This is a genomic window from Wolbachia endosymbiont of Kerria lacca (assembly GCF_051602725.1).
Lineage (GTDB): Bacteria > Pseudomonadota > Alphaproteobacteria > Rickettsiales > Anaplasmataceae > Wolbachia.
Map to the genome: position 1 here is coordinate 1,070,939 of NZ_CP192272.1, position 16,664 is coordinate 1,087,602.

The window sequence follows — 16,664 nt, forward strand, 5'->3', positions numbered from 1 at the left end:
CACCTAATTAATTATATACTAATAACACTTTTAAAACAAGTTTTTTGGCTTATGCCAAGGACGATTAGAACGGACTTTGCTAACCTTTATGCCACTATTTGCTAGCCAAACAGAGTGTGTGCCATATGCCTCTAAGTCAGAGTATTTGATGATTTTAGTATTGCAAGCTGGATAGTTAAACTTGCTTAACTGAATTACTAGATCGACATTGTTACAATTTTCTAAAATATCTTCTCTTTTATGAGCTAGCAACACTGACTTATTATTTCCTTTATTATATGTACAGTCATAATCATTACATTTTAGCCTTTTGTTTGAATTACTGAATTTAGTGTGATTCAAAATTTGATTCTGCCCGTTTTGTTTAGCCCATGTTTTGACAACAAAGTTCCTATTTTTCCTAGTAAGAGAATATAGTAAACTGTCATCTTCTTTTACAGCAAGATTATCAATACTGACCAGGATGTCAGGGGTTCTATACATAGCGCTAGAGAAAATACCCAGCACAATAAAGAAAATTCCAAAAAAACGCCAATTCCTTTCCCACAAGCATAGCCACAATAACCCAAGTGTTATTATAATAATTGATGAGCCAGGAAAAGTGCGAGTGGGAATAACCAAATACTGAAGACTAGCGATTGCATTTGTTATACACAAGATACTGTCAATTGGGCGCTCTATAAATGGCGCTATAATCCATTCAATACCTAAAGGAATCAATAAAACATAAATTATTCCAAGTGGAATAATAATGAGTGTAACTATTGGTATAGCAATCAAATTTGTGATAATGCCACTGATTGAAAAATAGTTAAAATTGTATATTGTGTACGGAACAGTTGCTAAACTTGCTATGACTGAGCTGATCATTATCGACACAAAATATTTTATTATTTTTATTTTGAATAACTTATTAGCATTGATCTGATAGCTGGCAACTAGTGCCAAAACAGCAGAAAATGACATTTGAAAACCTGGCTTTAAGATTGCTTCTGGCTCCACTATGAGTATCACCGAAGCAGCAAACGCAATTGCTATTAATCCTCGATATTTCCTTTCTATGATTATTGCAACAAGTACCAAGATCACCATGATGTAGGCACGCTGAGCAGAAATTTGCATACCGGTAATCAACAAATAAAAGGTAGTTGGCAAGATAGTAAAGAATGCAGATATTTTTTTAGTGTTATATTTAAGAGTCAAAGTTTCAGATATTGCAAATAAATTACGGAATACTATAAAAAATAGACCAGCAACAAACGATAAATGTAAACCAGATATAGCGAATAAATGTGCTATACCTGAATCTCGTATCGCATTCATAGTTTTTTGATCTATCCCGTCTTTTTTGCCAATTAATAATGCAGAGATTATGTCCGCGTGTGGCTTTTTGGTATTTTGCTGTAGGTTTTCATAGATATATTGACGGAAAGATTCTATATACTCTTGAAATTTTCTTGCTTCAGCCTTTTTGTACAGGACTATTTTGCTTGTTGCAAAGCCTGTTGCACTTATTTTCTGATAATATGCTATTCTTGCAAAATCATATGCATATTCCGAAGGCGCAATTTTTGGAGGAAAGAGTTTTGCTGATAATTTTACTTGATCCCCTATTTTAATGCCTTCTTCCGCTTTTGTTTTAACTGATATTCTGATGTTATCCAGCTTGAACTTCGTGTTTTTTATTTCATAAAGCAAAAATTGTTTATATGAGCCCCTATCGTTAATATCCTTCACTGTAGCAACAATATCTTTCACATACCTTTCCTTATCAAGAATATGAGTATTAACTGAATCTGTTCTGAATTTGCTGGCTGTAAATCCTATGAGCACTGCAATTAAAGAAATGCATAATATTGCGTATTTCCTGTATAATATTGCAATCAGAATTAGTATAGGTGAAAGCAAGAGAAAAATAGATATAGTGAAAGCACAGCTTGGTTCAAAATTTAATGAGAAATAGGTTAAAATTCCTGCACACTGAAAAATAGGGAACCACAATATCAAGTTATATTTTTCATTGCACAGATTGTTATGTATATAATTTACTATCATGTTAAGAAAGGTTAATAGATATATAAATATATGTAATAGTGTGATTTTATTCTTTTATTTATTATTATTACGCATATAATAATAAATAAGCAACGACGCGGGATGGAGCAGCTCGGTAGCTCGTCAGGCTCATAACCTGAAGGTCGTAGGTTCAAATCCTACTCCCGCAACCATCTTTCAATTGTACAAATATTGCGATTTCTTTTATTATAATAGCAATGTTATTTCTAACTCAAAGCTTGTTTTTGACCTGTAGGCTCAATCGTAACATTCAGTAAAAAACTCAGGGTATTTATTGACAAAATTATAGCGGCTGCATGCCTTTTTTCTTTTTTCTTATTACATCAATAATTTCACTATACACTTTATTGTTGTCTTTATCTGCAATTCCAGTAATAACATTACATCTATTAGATTCTTTTATAGCTATTTCTTGAAATCCTTTTCGAATTTTATGATAGAAATCAATGCTCATTTCTTCATACTTATTTTTATCCTTTGCTCTGCTGAGTCCAACTTGAACATCAATATCTAAAATAAATGTGATATCTGGATATTTAATTTCCACTAATTTGTGTAAGTCTCTTATTAGACTCAAGTCAACACCTAGTCCATACCCTTGATACGCAATAGTTGAATCGATAAATCGATCACAAATAACTGTCTTTCCCTCTTTAAGAGCTGGTAGTATTAATTCTTTCATATGTTCATATCTCATTGAGGTAAATAATAAAAGTTCAGAGATGGGATCAATATTATCCTTAAGTAGTGATCCTCTTATTTTTTCTGCAAAATCAGTACCACCTGGTTCTCTAGTCAATACGACATTATTTTCACCGTGAATTTGCTTGAAATAATTTGCAAGTAACTCAGACTGTGTTGTTTTACCAGAACCATCTATTCCTTCGAAGGTTATGAACATAAATTTTATAATTACAATGCTAAATGCAAATAGTGTACATAGAAACCATTTGACATTTAAGCAATAAGATCATACATTATATACGGTATACAATTCTCTATGAGCTATGGTTACGCTAGACACTCCTAAGATAGATTTAGACTTTACTGCAAAGAATTTCAATCTCTTGGGAGTGGATAACAAATATTATACATTAAGTGACTGCTATGGGGAAAATGGTCTTATTGTAATGTTTATATGCAATCACTGTCCTTACGTTCAATCAATTATTAGCAATCTAGTAAGCGATGTTAATTTGTTGAAAAAAGATTATCAGGTAAACACCATTGCAATCATGCCAAATGATGTGAATAAGTACCCAGAAGACTCCTTTGAAAACATGATTAATTTTGCAGAGAAAAATAAGTTTACATTTCCATATTTAATTGACAGTAACCAAGAAGTAGCTAAAGAGTATGGTGCTGTTTGTACCCCTGATTTCTTTGGGTTTAACGCTGATTTAAAACTTCGTTATCGTGGACGTTTTAACAATGCAAAAAAAGAGAAAGTTCAAAATTATGAAATAGGAAGTAGTGATTTATTTCAAGCGATGAAATTTATTGCAAAAACTAGCAATCCTCCAATTGACCAAAAATCAAGTATTGGTTGTTCAATAAAATGGTCTAATTCTACAGGTTAAATATTATGCACAGCGGCTCTCAGCATTTGTTTGATATTATAATCTTACTTTCCGCTGCTGTGTTTATAGTCATAGCGTTTTGGAAAATGAATATTAGTCCAGTGCTTGGTTACTTTGTTGCAGGTGCATTGATTGGTTCTCATGGATTTAATCTGATACATTCAGTTGAAGTAATGGATAACTTTGCAGAGTTTGGCGTAGTTTTCCTATTGTTCATTATAGGTCTTGAATTGACATTTGAACGCCTTATCGCTATGCGTAGGCATGTGTTTGGGTTTGGTTCCCTTCAAGTTATAGTTACCATGATAGCAATATGGTGCATTGCTCTTGCCTTTGGAGTAAATACAAACATGGCAGCAGTTATTGGTGGTGGACTTGCACTATCCTCAACAGCAATAGTGTTGCAGGTTCTGCAAGAAAAGGGTTCTCAAGCAAGCCAAGTTGGTAGATTGTCAATAGCAGTGCTACTAATGCAGGACTTTGCAGTGGTACCTCTAATAGTACTAGTGCCCCTGCTTACTGGCAATTCTGAACACAGCTTAATAAGCTCGTTGGCAGGCTCATTAGTGCAAGCAGCTATTGCATTGGTGTTGATATTTGTAACTGGTAGGTTATTACTGAGGCCATTGTTTTCGGTTATTGCCAAAATGGAGAGTAATGAAATCTTTATATCAACAACACTTCTGATAATATTAGGATCAGCATTTATTACTGAACAATTTCATTTATCAATGGCATTAGGCGCATTTGTTGCTGGGTTACTAGTTGCAGAAACAGAACACAGGAATTCGGTAGAACATGCAGTATTGCCATTTAAAGACTTATTTCTTGGTTTATTCTTTATGACTGTTGGCATGTCTATTGATATTGACCTTTTACTCAATAAGTTACCACTCGTTACTTTATTATCAATTATCCTTATCGTTTTAAAGACGTCCATTATATATACATTGTGTAGATTTTTTGGATTTAGAAGTGCACCTGCAATACAAGCTGGATTACTGCTTGCACAAGGCGGTGAATTTGCATTTATTTTATTCCGTTTAGCAGATGAATTAGATGTACTATCAAGTGAAATCGCTCAAGTGCTTATGATGGTAACTACAGTAACTATGGCTTTTACTCCTCTTTTATCGGGAATTGGAGACTGGATAGCAAATTCATTTAGCACTGAAAAAATAATACTAGACGATGAAGCAATCGAAACAGACACACAAGATCTTTATAACCACGTAATAGTTGCCGGGTTTGGTAGAGTGGGATATATGGTAACGAAAATGCTTACTGCAGAGCATTTAAGTTATGTTGTTGTAGATATTCAATCAAAAATAGTGAAAGAAGGAAAAAATGACAGTTTCCCTATATATCTTGGAGATGCTACAAGATATGAAATTTTAAAATCAGTAGGAATAGAAAGAGCTCAAGCTCTTGTGGTTTCAATAAAGAACGAAGTCACTATAAAGAAAATAGTTTCTCTAGTTGCAACAAACTTCCCACATGTAAATATTATAATACGTTTACCAGATTTGAATAATGTGGAGGTTTATAAAGATCTAGGCGCTAGTAAAATTATTCCCGAGACGTCTGAGATTGGATTGCAGCTAGGTGGAGCAGCATTAAGCTTAAGTGGAATTAGCGAAAGCGGAGTTACATCTTTAAAAGGTAAATTTAGAAAAGGCAACTACAGTATGTTAAAAGACCTTGGTAGTGATAAAGATGAATAATCCTCTATCACTTTAATTAGTGATCAGAAAAACACATTTAATTAAGCAACTATACTCTCTAGAAAGGTGAAATTGACCTTATTGTAACTATGAACAAAATAATAATAAAAAAATTTGGTGGTACTTCGCTAACTGACTTAAATCGAGTTGCAAATCTAATAAAAAACGATATTGAAAAAGGTTATAATGTAATTGCTGTTGTATCTGCTGCTGCAGGATTCACTGACCAAATGGCTTTTCAAGCCAGGCAAATTTCAAATTTAAATTGTAGACAAGAGTTATCAGAGTATGATGTCCTGCTTTCAGCAGGAGAACAAATCTCTTGCGGGTTATTAGCTATCACTCTTCTGTCTGTTGGAGTTAATGCTAAATCATGGCTCGCCTGGCAGTTACCAATTGTAACGGATAATTTTTATTCTGAGTCTAAAATAAAAAAGATAAAAATTGACCATGTAAAAAGATCTTTTGCTGAGGGTTATACTGCTGCAATCATTGCTGGTTTTCAGGGTATACACGATGATAGAATCACTACTTTTGGTAGAGGAGGATCTGATATCTCAGCAATTGCCTTTGCTGTAGTCTTTGGTATTAGGACTTGTGAAATTTTTACTGATATTGACGGAATATATACAGCAGACCCAAAAATTGTTCCAAGGGCACGCAAGCTTAAATCTATCTCTTACAATGAAATATTGGAGATGTCGTCATCTGGTGCTAAAATATTGCATAATCGTTCAGTACAACTTGCAATGAAGCATAATATTAAGGTGCAAGTGTTATCCACTTTTGAGGAAGTAGAAGGCACTACAGTACTACACGAAAAAGATGTACTGGAAAGATACTTAATTACTGGAATAACTTATAGCACTCACGAAGCTCTTGTAACTTTTACTAACTTTGCAAATACTCTGGATACTTTAAGAGATATAGCAGGAGCAAACGTTAAAGTTGACATGATACATGGGTCAAGCTTTTTGATTTCTAAATTTGATGTTGATTTAATGACAAAGTTATTGAACAAAAATGAAAATTATGTCGTAAACAATAATATAGCTAAAATTTCAATAATTGGTATTGGTGTTATGTCTAACACTGAAGTGATGTATCGCACACTCAAGGTTTTAAGCGAAAAAAAGATAGAAATACTTGCTGTCACAATGTCCGAAATCAAGATCAGTATAGTTGTTCAAAAAAAACACGCTGAGGCTTTAATTAGAGATTTACATACCGAATATGAGCTTGATGTATGACAGCACGCTTGAAATTTATTTACTTGATAATTCAAAAAACTTGAAAGAGCAAAGATAGTTATTGAAATTATCTTGATTTACATCGGTTATCCAAGTTTGACATTGAATGCTTAACACCTCCTCCATTAACACCTTTCTGTAATCTTTATCCAGATGCGACATTATATCGTCAAGCAGAAGAAGAGGTGCTTTATTGTAATGAATACACCTTGCTTTTACACTAGATAAGATGATAGAAAGCAGTAATAGCTTTTGCTCTCCAGTAGAACAAAGATTTATTGGCATGTCCCCTTTTTGGCAAAAAACCCAAAAATTATCATTATGTACAGAAAAGGTTACTCTACCAGTTAATGAGTCTTTTTCTCTGTTTTCCTTTAGACGATTCTGAAAATATTCTGCAGTATCGTTCAAAGTTAGCTGACTGCTAAATTTCAAACTTGCCTTTGGAAAAAACTCACAAGAATGGTTATCAATTGTGTCTTGTAATATCTTTAAAACAGATGATCGCATACGTAAAATATCAATTGCATTGGTAGCCATGACGTTTTCAAGACTAGAGAGCCAACTTTCGTCCAAAATATTCTCTCTAAGCAATTTACTTCGCTCATGCTTAGCTTTTCTATATTTCATGTAGCAATAGGTGTAATTTTCTTCAAATAGTGAAACTATACGGTCTAAAAATTTTAACCTGTCACTTGGAGAATTAAGAAGAATATAGTCCATTTGTGGAATTAGCCATATTACATTAGATATTCTATACAAAGATGAGTAGCTTGACTGCGTTTTCCCATCAATTTGTATTAATTTCTTATTAAGATTCTTTCCTATACCAATTGAGTTAAGCTCTGCTCCATTGAAAAAATCATAATACACTACCCAACTTTCATTACTGCGCCTATTTTGCATCTCATTGATTTTTGCTTTTTTCATTCCGTTGCTTTTAGCAAGCAATGAGATTGCTTCAAGTATATTAGTTTTTCCAATACCATTTTTGCCAGTTACTACAACTGGTCTATCATCTAAATCCAGTTCAAAGTTTGAATGACTACGAAAGTTATATAATTTCAGTTTTTTTATATAGCAATGGGTAGTCATTCTTTAATTTATATTCTCCTTACTTCTTCTAGAACCTCATCAACATGTCCACTAACTTTTACGTTTTTCCAGATCTTCACTACTTTACCTTTTTTATCGATTAAAAAAGTAGTGCGCTCTATTCCCATATACTTTTTGCCAAACATGCTTTTTTCTACCCAAACACCATATTTTTCCAACATTTCAGCATTTTCATCAGAAACTAAAGAAAATGGCAAAGAATATTTTGCTTTGAAGTTAGCGTGGCACTTAACGCTATCTTTTGATACACCAATTATCACTGTGTCAAGAGAAGAGAAATTTTCTATTTTGTCTCTAAAGCCTTTTGCCTCCATTGTACAGCCCGGAGTATCGTCTTTAGGATAAAAATAAAGGACTACATTTTTTTTATCAAAAAATTCACTCAGCGATAAAATTTCGCCAGAATCTGTTGGCAAACTAAAATCAGGTGCATTATTTCCTACTGTTAATTCCATACTTTGCTCCATTATTAACACTTTTATGGTACTATAGTATATTGTAATAGGAAGGGAGGATAAATGAAAGTAGCTTTTCAAATGGATGAAAATATAAATTTTGAAACTGATACTACATTTGCATTAATAAAAGAAGCGCAGAGGAGAAAGCACGAAATTTTTGTCTATGTTCCTAATAATCTAGCACTCAAGTTAAATCAGTCAATTGCTCTTGCTCAGAAAGTCAGCGTTGATGATTTTGGTTTTACTTCTAAAGAAGATGTAACTATAGATTTGAATGAAATGGATATCATACTTATCAGGCAGGACCCACCTTTTGATATGCGGTACATTACAACAACCTATATCTTAGAAAAGACTACTGCGTTAGTAATAAATAATCCAACAGAAATAAGAAACTGTCCTGAAAAATTAATTACTTCACTATTTCTAGAGCTAATTCCTCCAACTTTGATCACTGAAAATATATCGATGATTAGAAATTTTTGTCACGACTATCAAGATATCATCTTGAAACCACTATATAGCTATGGAGGAAATGACGTAATAAGAATACAAGACCAAAATAGCATTCAAGTGGTAGTCGATCTCATGATTGCAAAATATGAATGTCCTGTAATTGCACAAGCATTTTGTAAAAAGATAAATACAGATAAAAGAATACTGCTACTGGATGGAAAGCCAATAGGAGTAATGAAGCGAGTTCCAAAGTCTAGCGGAGAAATCAGAACAAATATGAGGCTTGGAGCAAGTTTTGAATCTATTGAAATGAATGATAGAGACACTGAAATATGTAATAAAATCGGTCCTGAGCTAAAGAAAAGAGGGCTAATATTTGTTGGTATTGATATTATAGATGACTTCCTTCTTGAAATTAACACAACTTCGCCTACGGGAGTAGTTTATATCAATAAGTTGTATAGTAAATCACTAGAAAAAGAACTATGGGATGCATTTGAAGAAAAAGCAATTCGTCAACTAAGTTCTTGAGCTATTGCCTTAATAAATTCAGTAACTCCATTCCTTATTCTTGTTTTCTTAGTATTATTAGCCATATCACGCAATTTTTGACAATTTTGCAATAAATCAACTAGCAACTCTCCTAGATTCTTTTTCGCGTTACTATTTTGCTCAACCATTACAGCTGCTCCCGAATCTTCAATATGTTTTGCATTATAAAATTGATGGTTATCTTTTGAGTGAGGATAAGGAATATATACAGCAGGACGCTCAGCAAGAGTAATCTCTGCTATTGAAGTTGCCCCCGCTCTGCTAATTACCAAATGAGCATTGGCCAGTTTATTTTCCATATCATCGAAAAACTCACTTAACTCACAATCAATTCCTTCACTTTTGTATAGACTCTTGACCTTGTTTATATTTTTCTTCGTACATTGCTGCGTTACTCTAATCCTCTCTTTTACTTCAACAGGTAGATCACAAATTACGCTGCTCACTACATCATCAAAAAAATTTGCACCCTGACTGCCTGCTATTATTAACACGTTTAAAACTGTTTCAGCTCTAGAATAGCCTTGTGCTTCTATATCGACAAAATTTCCTGTAAAAACGCATTTACTACCTTCTGCATACTTAGTCTCTGGAAAGCTAGTTGCAATTAATTTTGCACTCTTGAAAAAGAATCTATTTACTCTCCCTAAAACTGTGTTTTGTTCATGTAAAACTATAGGTATAGAAAGAATCTTTGCTGCAAGAAGAGTTGGAAAAGAAGCGTAGCTACCAAAACCAATGATTAGCTTTGGTTTTAATTTTCTCGTTTGATACAGTGCTAATACACAACTATACATTAACAAAAAGAGAAACTTCAATTTGTTGCCACTTGGCTTGCACAATGGTAAAATATAACTTTCTATATTGATGGTTTTTTGATCAGTGAATAATATACAATTGTGCCCTTGTACCTTTAGTGCTTTTGCTAAGGTTATAGCTGGAAAAACATGCCCACCTGTACCGCCTGTTGCTAGAATAATAGTCATCTGTAAGTAGTAATTTGATAATAGATTGTTAATTATTTTTTAATACTTTGCATGTAAAATTTTATCAAGCTTTATGATAGTTGAGTTAAAAATGCCTAAAAGTAGTGACAGTAAAAAAGAATCTAACGTAAAAAATAAGCCTCAAGAGCAAAGCAGAAGCGGAGGTTTATTAAAAAACATAATAAAAGCTCTCTTCAATTCGGTTGTTGATCTACCTCAACAAGAACAACTCAATAAAAATATTGATAGACAACAAGGTTTAGATAGTAAAAGAAAAAGCCCAGAGGATCTTAATCGGGAAAAAAAGCTTGAAGTGAAAGAAGCAGCTGAAGGGTTAAAAGAAAAGTTAGAAAAATCTGATATTGGTAATCAATATATTAGAATTGAATCGCCTAATCAGGATACTTGTAGCTCCAAAACGATAGAACGTTAGTTCAACTATTCAGCGATTCACCATCTGCAGCAAGTACTGACTCATGTATCATCTCTGAAATGGTTGGATGAGGAAAAATCGTAGATTTTATGTCGAAGTCTGTTCCTTCTAGTTGCTTTGCAAGAGCAAAATTGCTAATTAACTCTGTTACTTCCGCACCTATCATGTGGCTACCCAGAAGTTCGCCTGTTTTTTTGTCTATAATTGTTTTCACTAAACCTTCAGTTTCACTTAGTGCAATAGATTTACCATTAAAGTTGGAGTGAAATTTTCCTACTTTTATATCGTATCCACTTTTTATTGCCTGTTCCTCAGTAAGGCCAACGTTTGCTACTTGCGGATGAGAGTAAGTGCAATTTGGTATGCACTCTTTTTTTAACTTATGAGCATTTTTACCGGCAATTTTCTCAACACAGATTACAGCTTCATGACTTGCTTTATGCGCTAAACATGGGGGACCAGCTACATCACCTATTGCATACACACTTGATTCACTTGTTTCATACCACTCATTCGTTTCAATGAAACCAGAAGAACTCAACTTAATTTTTGTATTTTCTAAACCTATATTTTCAGTGTTTGCTTGAACGCCAACTGCAACAATCACCCTATCAAATTCTTTGCTCTCACCACTACTTAGTAACACTTGAGCAAAGTCTTTATTTTTAGTCAAAGCTTTTACGCTACTGTTTGTATATATTTTTATCCTTTGTTTTGTGAATATTTCTTGTGCTAAATTTGAAATATCTTTATCTTCCAGCGGCAAAATAGTGTCTTTTACTTCTATAATTGTTACATCAACTCCCAAAGTACTATAAAAACTTGCAAACTCTATTCCTATCGCACCAGAACCTATGATTAGTAGAGATTTTGGTAACTTCTTTGGAGTCATAGCGTGCTGCGCATTCCATATTAAATCTCCATCTACTTCGATTCCAGGAAGATTTCTTGCCCTTACACCTGTTGCTAAAATGATATGCTTGGAAGAAATTTCCTCCTCCTTTTTGTCATTAAGAATTTTTATAGTACGATTACCTGCAAGTTTACCGAAGCCTTGATGGACTTTGATGTTATTTTTTTTCATCAAATACTCAACACCACTTGATAGCTTATCAACAACGTTCCTTGAATATTTCACTATTGATTGTATATCAAAACTTGTATCCTTTACTTTTATGCCAAATTCTTCTGATCTTCTTATTAATCTATAAACTTCAGACGCTCTAAGTAGCGATTTTGTTGGTATACATCCCCAATTTAAGCATATACCACCCAAATTTTCCTCCTTTTCAACAATTGCAGTTTTAAACCCAAGCTGCGCCGCCCTAATTGCTGCTATATAACCACCAGGACCGCTGCCTATAACTGTAATATCATACTCATTCATCAGTTTTTTTCGTGTGCAAAAGACTATATATAACAGATGGAACCCGTATGATCAATGCTCAGGTGTATAGAAGCGACTTGACAAACCTTCCCACGTTCCTTATCATATCAATAAGAGTATTTATCCTTGTTTTTAATCTCTGCAGATTTAACAACAAAATTCAGTAAAAAACTCAGGTATATATTGGCAGATTACATAAAATTATAGCGGCTGCATGTCTTTTTTATTTTTTCTACATTCAGCCAAAACGCGCTTTAAATAAGCGTTAGCACATTATTACAACGCCAATTTACATTATTATAGGGTCAAAACTCACTACTGGGGGATTCTTTTGCCTTTTTTCTATTTGGTAAATTTCTTAATATTTGTAGCTAAAATTTCAGGATGTCATTCCAGCACTTCTTATTACCTGTTCTGGATCCCAGTATCTGGGCACTGGGATGACAAAAACATAAGATGACACCGAAGGGGCTACTCGCATCTTTTTAGCCCAAATCACAATGTTCGTACAGCTGTGACTAGTATGACACCTTCCTTATACAAAAAATTTTTTGATAAAAAAACTGGATTTCAATACTGAGATTACATCCTTTCTAGTGGAGATTGCTCTCAAATCACAATGTTCATACAAATATACTTTATGAATTGCGTTTATAATCTCTAAACACTTCATTAATAGTGTGCCAAGCTTCGGCAGCGTTCGTGTTTGTGGTAATATCAGCAAGAGCCTTCCATAAAGCCCAGGCACGGCCACGAGTCCAAGTGCTAGCATCCAACGGAAGCATTGCACGGAAGATTTTTCGGCTTTCTCCTCTAAGCAGCGTCCAAGCAATCATTAGATCGCAAGCGGGATCGCCGATCCCCAATCCTCCAAAATCAATGACGGCACTCAATTTTCCTTCTTGCACCAATAGGTTGCCAGCGCTAACGTCACCATGGACCCACACTGGCAAACCTTTCCAAGCGCTTGCTAGCGCTGCTTCCCAGAGCTCGATTGCAGCATTGGCATCTATTCTATCTTTTAGAACGGCAATTGCTTGCTTTGTCTCAGCATTATAGGTTGTTAGTACCCCTCCACGATAGAAATTATGTGGTCCGGGAAGAGGCCCATCTGTAGTATCTATGCGTTGTAAAGCAGCGAGAAATTGAGCAAGGCTGGTTGCAAAGTTATTCAGATCTGCTATGTGCACAGATGCAGCGGTGTTGCCATCAATCCATTGGTAAATAGACCATTGCCATGGGTAACCCTCACACGACTCTCCCATTGCCAAAGGCTTTGGAATTGAAAGTGGCAGTAAAGGTGCCAACCTGGGTAACCACTTTTGTTCCTTTTCCACCTGCATTGCATACTTTGCAGCGCTTGGCATACGCACAAGCATGTGATCACCCAGACGAAATGTTCTATTGTCCCATCCACCGGGCACGATTTGGCAGATAGACAGATCTTTAAATTGCGGAAACTGGGTGACAACTAAGCGGTGTACAAATGCAGCATCTACTCTTGCTACTTTTTGCACCAATTGTGCCTTAAATTTCTTTCTTTACAATATATCCTACCTGATACAAACAGGGCTACTATAAGATAAATAAGATTCCATGTTGCTAATGAAACACCAAAAATATAATGAGGCCTGTCACAAGACGGAGAGTAATTGGGGTTTAATAGATTATTTCTCAACTCTTCTATGCTAACGTTACCACTTGCTTGCTCTGTACAGCCTAAAACATCATGAAATAAGTGGAGTTCAAGACCTACATGATAAAAAGATATTATTGCACCAATGAGATAGCTGCAAAACATCGCATAGATTAGGATTTTGTTGTCTTTGAACATGTACGCAACTGCAAGTAGCCCTGTAACATAGTAAACTACTCGCTCGTATATGCATAACTTGCATGGTAGCATATTGAAGAAAGACTCTAGCACATATGCAAAAATCAGAGCAGCGGCACTTGACAGCAAAAAGATTGTAGAACTGTTATTTATATCTGACATAATTAACGAATTACCACAACAACCGAAAAAGTCAACTTTTGTTTAATAATGTTCTATATAATTATAAAGCGACACATATCACTCTATAACTTTTTTATCTAGCCTCTATGTATGTATTCACAGCTAGATACTGATTTAGTTTGCATACTAGTTACAACCCTAGTATCACTATCTATTTTTGCAATTTCTTCTTTGGTATACAATTCATCCTTGTTTTTCGTCCAGCTATTGTCATATTGAGTATCAACTTCTCCTCCATTGGTTTTAAACCCAAATGTTTCTTGCATAAGCAATCTTGCTTCTTCCAAACGTCTGTTGTAACGTTTGTTAGAATCTTGATAGCTAGATATAAGAAGAAGAACGTCATTAGAAAGAGTGAAATATACTATCTCTTCCATAATTTTGTAAATCTCATGTTCTGATAACTTAAACAAAGGATAATCTTTTTGAAACTTATTCTTTACTTCATTGTAAATTTCCATAATTTTTACTCTACCAGCATCGCTTAGAGCAATGATAGCATTTTCAATACTTGCTATACCATCATAGTCATAACCTTTTCTGTCATTTTCAGCAACCAAAAAGCCATGCACAGCCTGAATCTCACCAACTTTCTTATCTTCTTTAGGTAAGATATCAAAATCAAAATAGATCATAGGAGATTTCAATACCAACAACATAAATATACGCATACTGTCTATCTCAACACCAAAATTTTACTTTCTGGAATAGAGTATAGATCTTTGAAATATTGAGATACAGTGTATAAAGGACATTTAGATAGTTCTGTTTTCTTATCTGTTTGTAAGTGAAAGCTAAATTCATACTCTCCTAAATCCAGCTCATTAAAGTCTATAAGCTCTATGTTTTTGTTTGGGTTAAACTCTCTGTTTGATATTTTATTCTCCAACTCTTTACGTTGCGTAGGAGTAAAACCAGATCCATTTATTACTAATTTCACTACACGCGTATCTTCCCTTTTTGCCCAATTGCTCAATCTTTCCAAATATTTTTCTGGAATCGGGTATCCATATCTTTTTGGAAGCCACTGAAATACTAAAGGTGTATCAACCGTGAAAGTATGTGGAGATCCAGGCCTTAAATCTTGTCCTTTATAATTCATAGCAAAAGTACTAAACAAGTTAATACTTTACTATATAATATTAATTTATCAACTACTTATTTAAGTAATATTATTTACTTATTAATAATATTACTAAGATAAAAAAGTATATTATTAGTAAAACAAGATTATCTACTTTACATAGGGGTTTTTATTCTTTTTCAAAAGCAATCTAACTGGTACACCTTCAACAAAGAAGTTTTTTCTAAGACCATTAGTCAAATAACGTTTATAACTCTCATCAACACTTTCCGGGACGTTGCATACCAAAGAAAAAGCTGGAGGTTTGGTGCCAATTTGAGCAATATACTTCATTTTAATCTCTCTACCTTTTATAAGTGGGTGAGAATGTTTTTCCACAGCATCTATTAGCCAATTATTCAGTTTTGCAGTGCTGATCTTCTTGTTTAAGGATTCACTCACTTCAAGACACTTATCTATCACATCACCACAGCGCATACCTTTCAATGCAGAAATTGTTACAGTTGGCACTTCCAAAAATAACCGAGTCACTTCCTGTTGTTTGACAAATTTTATTAACTTACTTCTGTCATCCTTACCTATTAAATCCCACTTATTTAAAACAATGATAATTCCCTTCCCCCCTTTAATTGCAGCTTCAGCAATTGATAAATCCTGCTGCTCAATGCCAAGCAAGGAATCTAACATTAAAATCACTACATGAGAGCGCTTTATTGACTCTATACTTTTTTCAACAAATCTTGATTCTAAGTTATCAACAACATTTGCCTTTCTGCGGATTCCCGCAGTGTCGATGAGAGTGATTAATTTCCCATTATGGTCGTATGAAATATCCACAGAGTCACGCGTGGTACCGGGTTCTGAGCTTACTATTAGTCTGTTTTCTGCAAGTAAACTGTTTAAAAAAGTTGATTTTCCAACGTTTGGGCGACCGATGATTGCAATCCTCAGTCTAATGGACTCACTTTCAGGCAGCTCAGTGCCTTCGCTAAGACCTTCAATCACACCAGCTAATGCATCATAAAGATCAACCATGCCAAGATTATGCTCGGCTGAGATGTATACCGGACCTATGAAATTGAAAAACTGCAAATAATCAACATTTTCCGATTTATGACTTTCACATTTGTTTGCTATTAGTATTACAGGTTTATTTGTTTTTCTCTTCAGCCACTTTGCAAACTCTTTGTTCTGCTCGTTTTGCACTTTTGCATCAACAAGAAAGAAAACTACATCTGCACTCGACAAAGAAAACTCTATTTGTTCAATAACTTGTAGTGAAAAACTGGTTTGGTCATTCCATCCTCCTGTATCTATAACTTTAAACTCTAAATCACTAATTCTTCCAATTCCTTCACGCCTATCTCTCGTTACTCCTGGAATGTCACTAACTACCGCTGCTTTTCTTCCCACCAGCCTATTAAATAGAGTTGACTTGCCTGCATTTGGAAGGCCTATTATGACTATTTTCAGCATAGTTTAAGAGCGTATTTTATAAATAGTAAATTATAATCAAAATTTTTTAATTTAACTATTGACTTGATA

At 34.3% G+C, this 16,664-nt stretch carries 16 protein-coding genes and 1 tRNA gene; 6 read left to right on the forward strand and 11 right to left on the reverse strand.

Annotated elements, in window-relative coordinates:
* Positions 1-30: 30 nt before the first annotated feature.
* Entirely contained in the window at positions 31-2,055 is a 2,025-nt protein-coding gene (locus ACQ4M0_RS04950; protein WP_026097260.1) for a ComEC/Rec2 family competence protein, read from the reverse strand.
* Between the two features lie 96 nt (positions 2,056-2,151).
* Here ACQ4M0_RS04950 and ACQ4M0_RS04955 point away from each other — a divergent pair.
* A tRNA-Met gene (locus tag ACQ4M0_RS04955) sits at positions 2,152-2,228 on the forward strand.
* Positions 2,229-2,359: 131 nt separating this feature from the next.
* On the opposite strand, the gene tmk is transcribed toward ACQ4M0_RS04955, so the two are convergent.
* A complete protein-coding gene (gene tmk, locus ACQ4M0_RS04960) occupies positions 2,360-2,977 on the reverse strand; it encodes a dTMP kinase (protein ID WP_007302302.1) in 618 nt (205 codons plus the stop codon).
* A 106-nt stretch (positions 2,978-3,083) separates the two neighbouring features.
* Here tmk and ACQ4M0_RS04965 point away from each other — a divergent pair, with 106 nt between their 5' ends.
* The 3 genes from ACQ4M0_RS04965 to ACQ4M0_RS04975 all read left to right on the forward strand — a co-directional run bounded on the left by ACQ4M0_RS04965 (position 3,084) and on the right by ACQ4M0_RS04975 (position 6,630).
* On the forward strand, positions 3,084-3,656 hold the full coding sequence (locus ACQ4M0_RS04965; protein WP_213863872.1) for a thioredoxin family protein: 573 nt from the start codon (positions 3,084-3,086) through the stop codon (positions 3,654-3,656).
* A 5-nt stretch (positions 3,657-3,661) separates the two neighbouring features.
* Positions 3,662-5,380 carry a monovalent cation:proton antiporter-2 (CPA2) family protein gene (locus ACQ4M0_RS04970; RefSeq protein WP_007302300.1) on the forward strand — a complete coding sequence of 573 codons (1,719 nt, stop codon included), beginning with the start codon at positions 3,662-3,664 and terminating at the stop codon, positions 5,378-5,380.
* Between the two features lie 89 nt (positions 5,381-5,469).
* Positions 5,470-6,630: an aspartate kinase gene (locus tag ACQ4M0_RS04975; RefSeq protein ID WP_007302299.1), complete on the forward strand. Its 1,161-nt coding sequence runs from the start codon at positions 5,470-5,472 to the stop codon at positions 6,628-6,630.
* A gap of 15 nt (positions 6,631-6,645) precedes the next feature.
* Here the strand turns inward: ACQ4M0_RS04975 and recF are convergent, their stop codons facing one another.
* Positions 6,646-7,725: a DNA replication/repair protein RecF gene (gene recF, locus ACQ4M0_RS04980; RefSeq protein WP_007302298.1), complete on the reverse strand. Its 1,080-nt coding sequence runs from the start codon at positions 7,723-7,725 to the stop codon at positions 6,646-6,648.
* An 8-nt stretch (positions 7,726-7,733) separates the two neighbouring features.
* Positions 7,734-8,201 (reverse strand): thioredoxin-dependent thiol peroxidase, encoded by a 468-nt coding sequence (gene bcp, locus ACQ4M0_RS04985; RefSeq protein ID WP_010403789.1) that lies wholly within the window; start codon positions 8,199-8,201, stop codon positions 7,734-7,736.
* Between the two features lie 63 nt (positions 8,202-8,264).
* Here bcp and gshB point away from each other — a divergent pair, with 63 nt between their 5' ends.
* A complete protein-coding gene (gene gshB, locus ACQ4M0_RS04990) occupies positions 8,265-9,191 on the forward strand; it encodes a glutathione synthase (RefSeq protein ID WP_007302296.1) in 927 nt (308 codons plus the stop codon).
* Here gshB and ACQ4M0_RS04995 read toward each other — a convergent pair.
* Positions 9,176-10,198, reverse strand: coding sequence for a UDP-N-acetylglucosamine--N-acetylmuramyl-(pentapeptide) pyrophosphoryl-undecaprenol N-acetylglucosamine transferase (locus ACQ4M0_RS04995; RefSeq protein WP_007302295.1), 1,023 nt, complete (start codon positions 10,196-10,198; stop codon positions 9,176-9,178). The two genes, gshB and ACQ4M0_RS04995, sit on opposite strands and share 16 nt — an antisense overlap.
* 73 nt (positions 10,199-10,271) lie before the next feature.
* Here ACQ4M0_RS04995 and ACQ4M0_RS05000 point away from each other — a divergent pair, with 73 nt between their 5' ends.
* Complete coding sequence (locus tag ACQ4M0_RS05000) at positions 10,272-10,631, forward strand: hypothetical protein (protein ID WP_438456321.1); 360 nt, start codon at positions 10,272-10,274, stop codon at positions 10,629-10,631.
* Between the two features lies 1 nt (position 10,632).
* On the opposite strand, the gene lpdA is transcribed toward ACQ4M0_RS05000, so the two are convergent.
* The 6 genes from lpdA to der all read right to left on the reverse strand — a co-directional run bounded on the left by lpdA (position 10,633) and on the right by der (position 16,595).
* Positions 10,633-12,018: a dihydrolipoyl dehydrogenase gene (gene lpdA, locus ACQ4M0_RS05005; RefSeq protein WP_438456322.1), complete on the reverse strand. Its 1,386-nt coding sequence runs from the start codon at positions 12,016-12,018 to the stop codon at positions 10,633-10,635.
* A 638-nt stretch (positions 12,019-12,656) separates the two neighbouring features.
* Positions 12,657-13,397 (reverse strand): aminoglycoside phosphotransferase family protein, encoded by a 741-nt coding sequence (locus ACQ4M0_RS05010; RefSeq protein WP_438456670.1) that lies wholly within the window; start codon positions 13,395-13,397, stop codon positions 12,657-12,659.
* A 125-nt stretch (positions 13,398-13,522) separates the two neighbouring features.
* On the reverse strand, positions 13,523-14,014 hold the full coding sequence (locus ACQ4M0_RS05015; RefSeq protein WP_438456323.1) for a disulfide bond formation protein B: 492 nt from the start codon (positions 14,012-14,014) through the stop codon (positions 13,523-13,525).
* A gap of 98 nt (positions 14,015-14,112) precedes the next feature.
* Entirely contained in the window at positions 14,113-14,706 is a 594-nt protein-coding gene (locus tag ACQ4M0_RS05020; protein ID WP_438456324.1) for a hypothetical protein, read from the reverse strand.
* A 5-nt stretch (positions 14,707-14,711) separates the two neighbouring features.
* Entirely contained in the window at positions 14,712-15,137 is a 426-nt protein-coding gene (locus ACQ4M0_RS05025; RefSeq protein WP_246111615.1) for a hypothetical protein, read from the reverse strand.
* A gap of 132 nt (positions 15,138-15,269) precedes the next feature.
* Positions 15,270-16,595: a ribosome biogenesis GTPase Der gene (gene der / locus ACQ4M0_RS05030; protein WP_007302288.1), complete on the reverse strand. Its 1,326-nt coding sequence runs from the start codon at positions 16,593-16,595 to the stop codon at positions 15,270-15,272.
* Positions 16,596-16,664 lie beyond the last annotated feature (69 nt).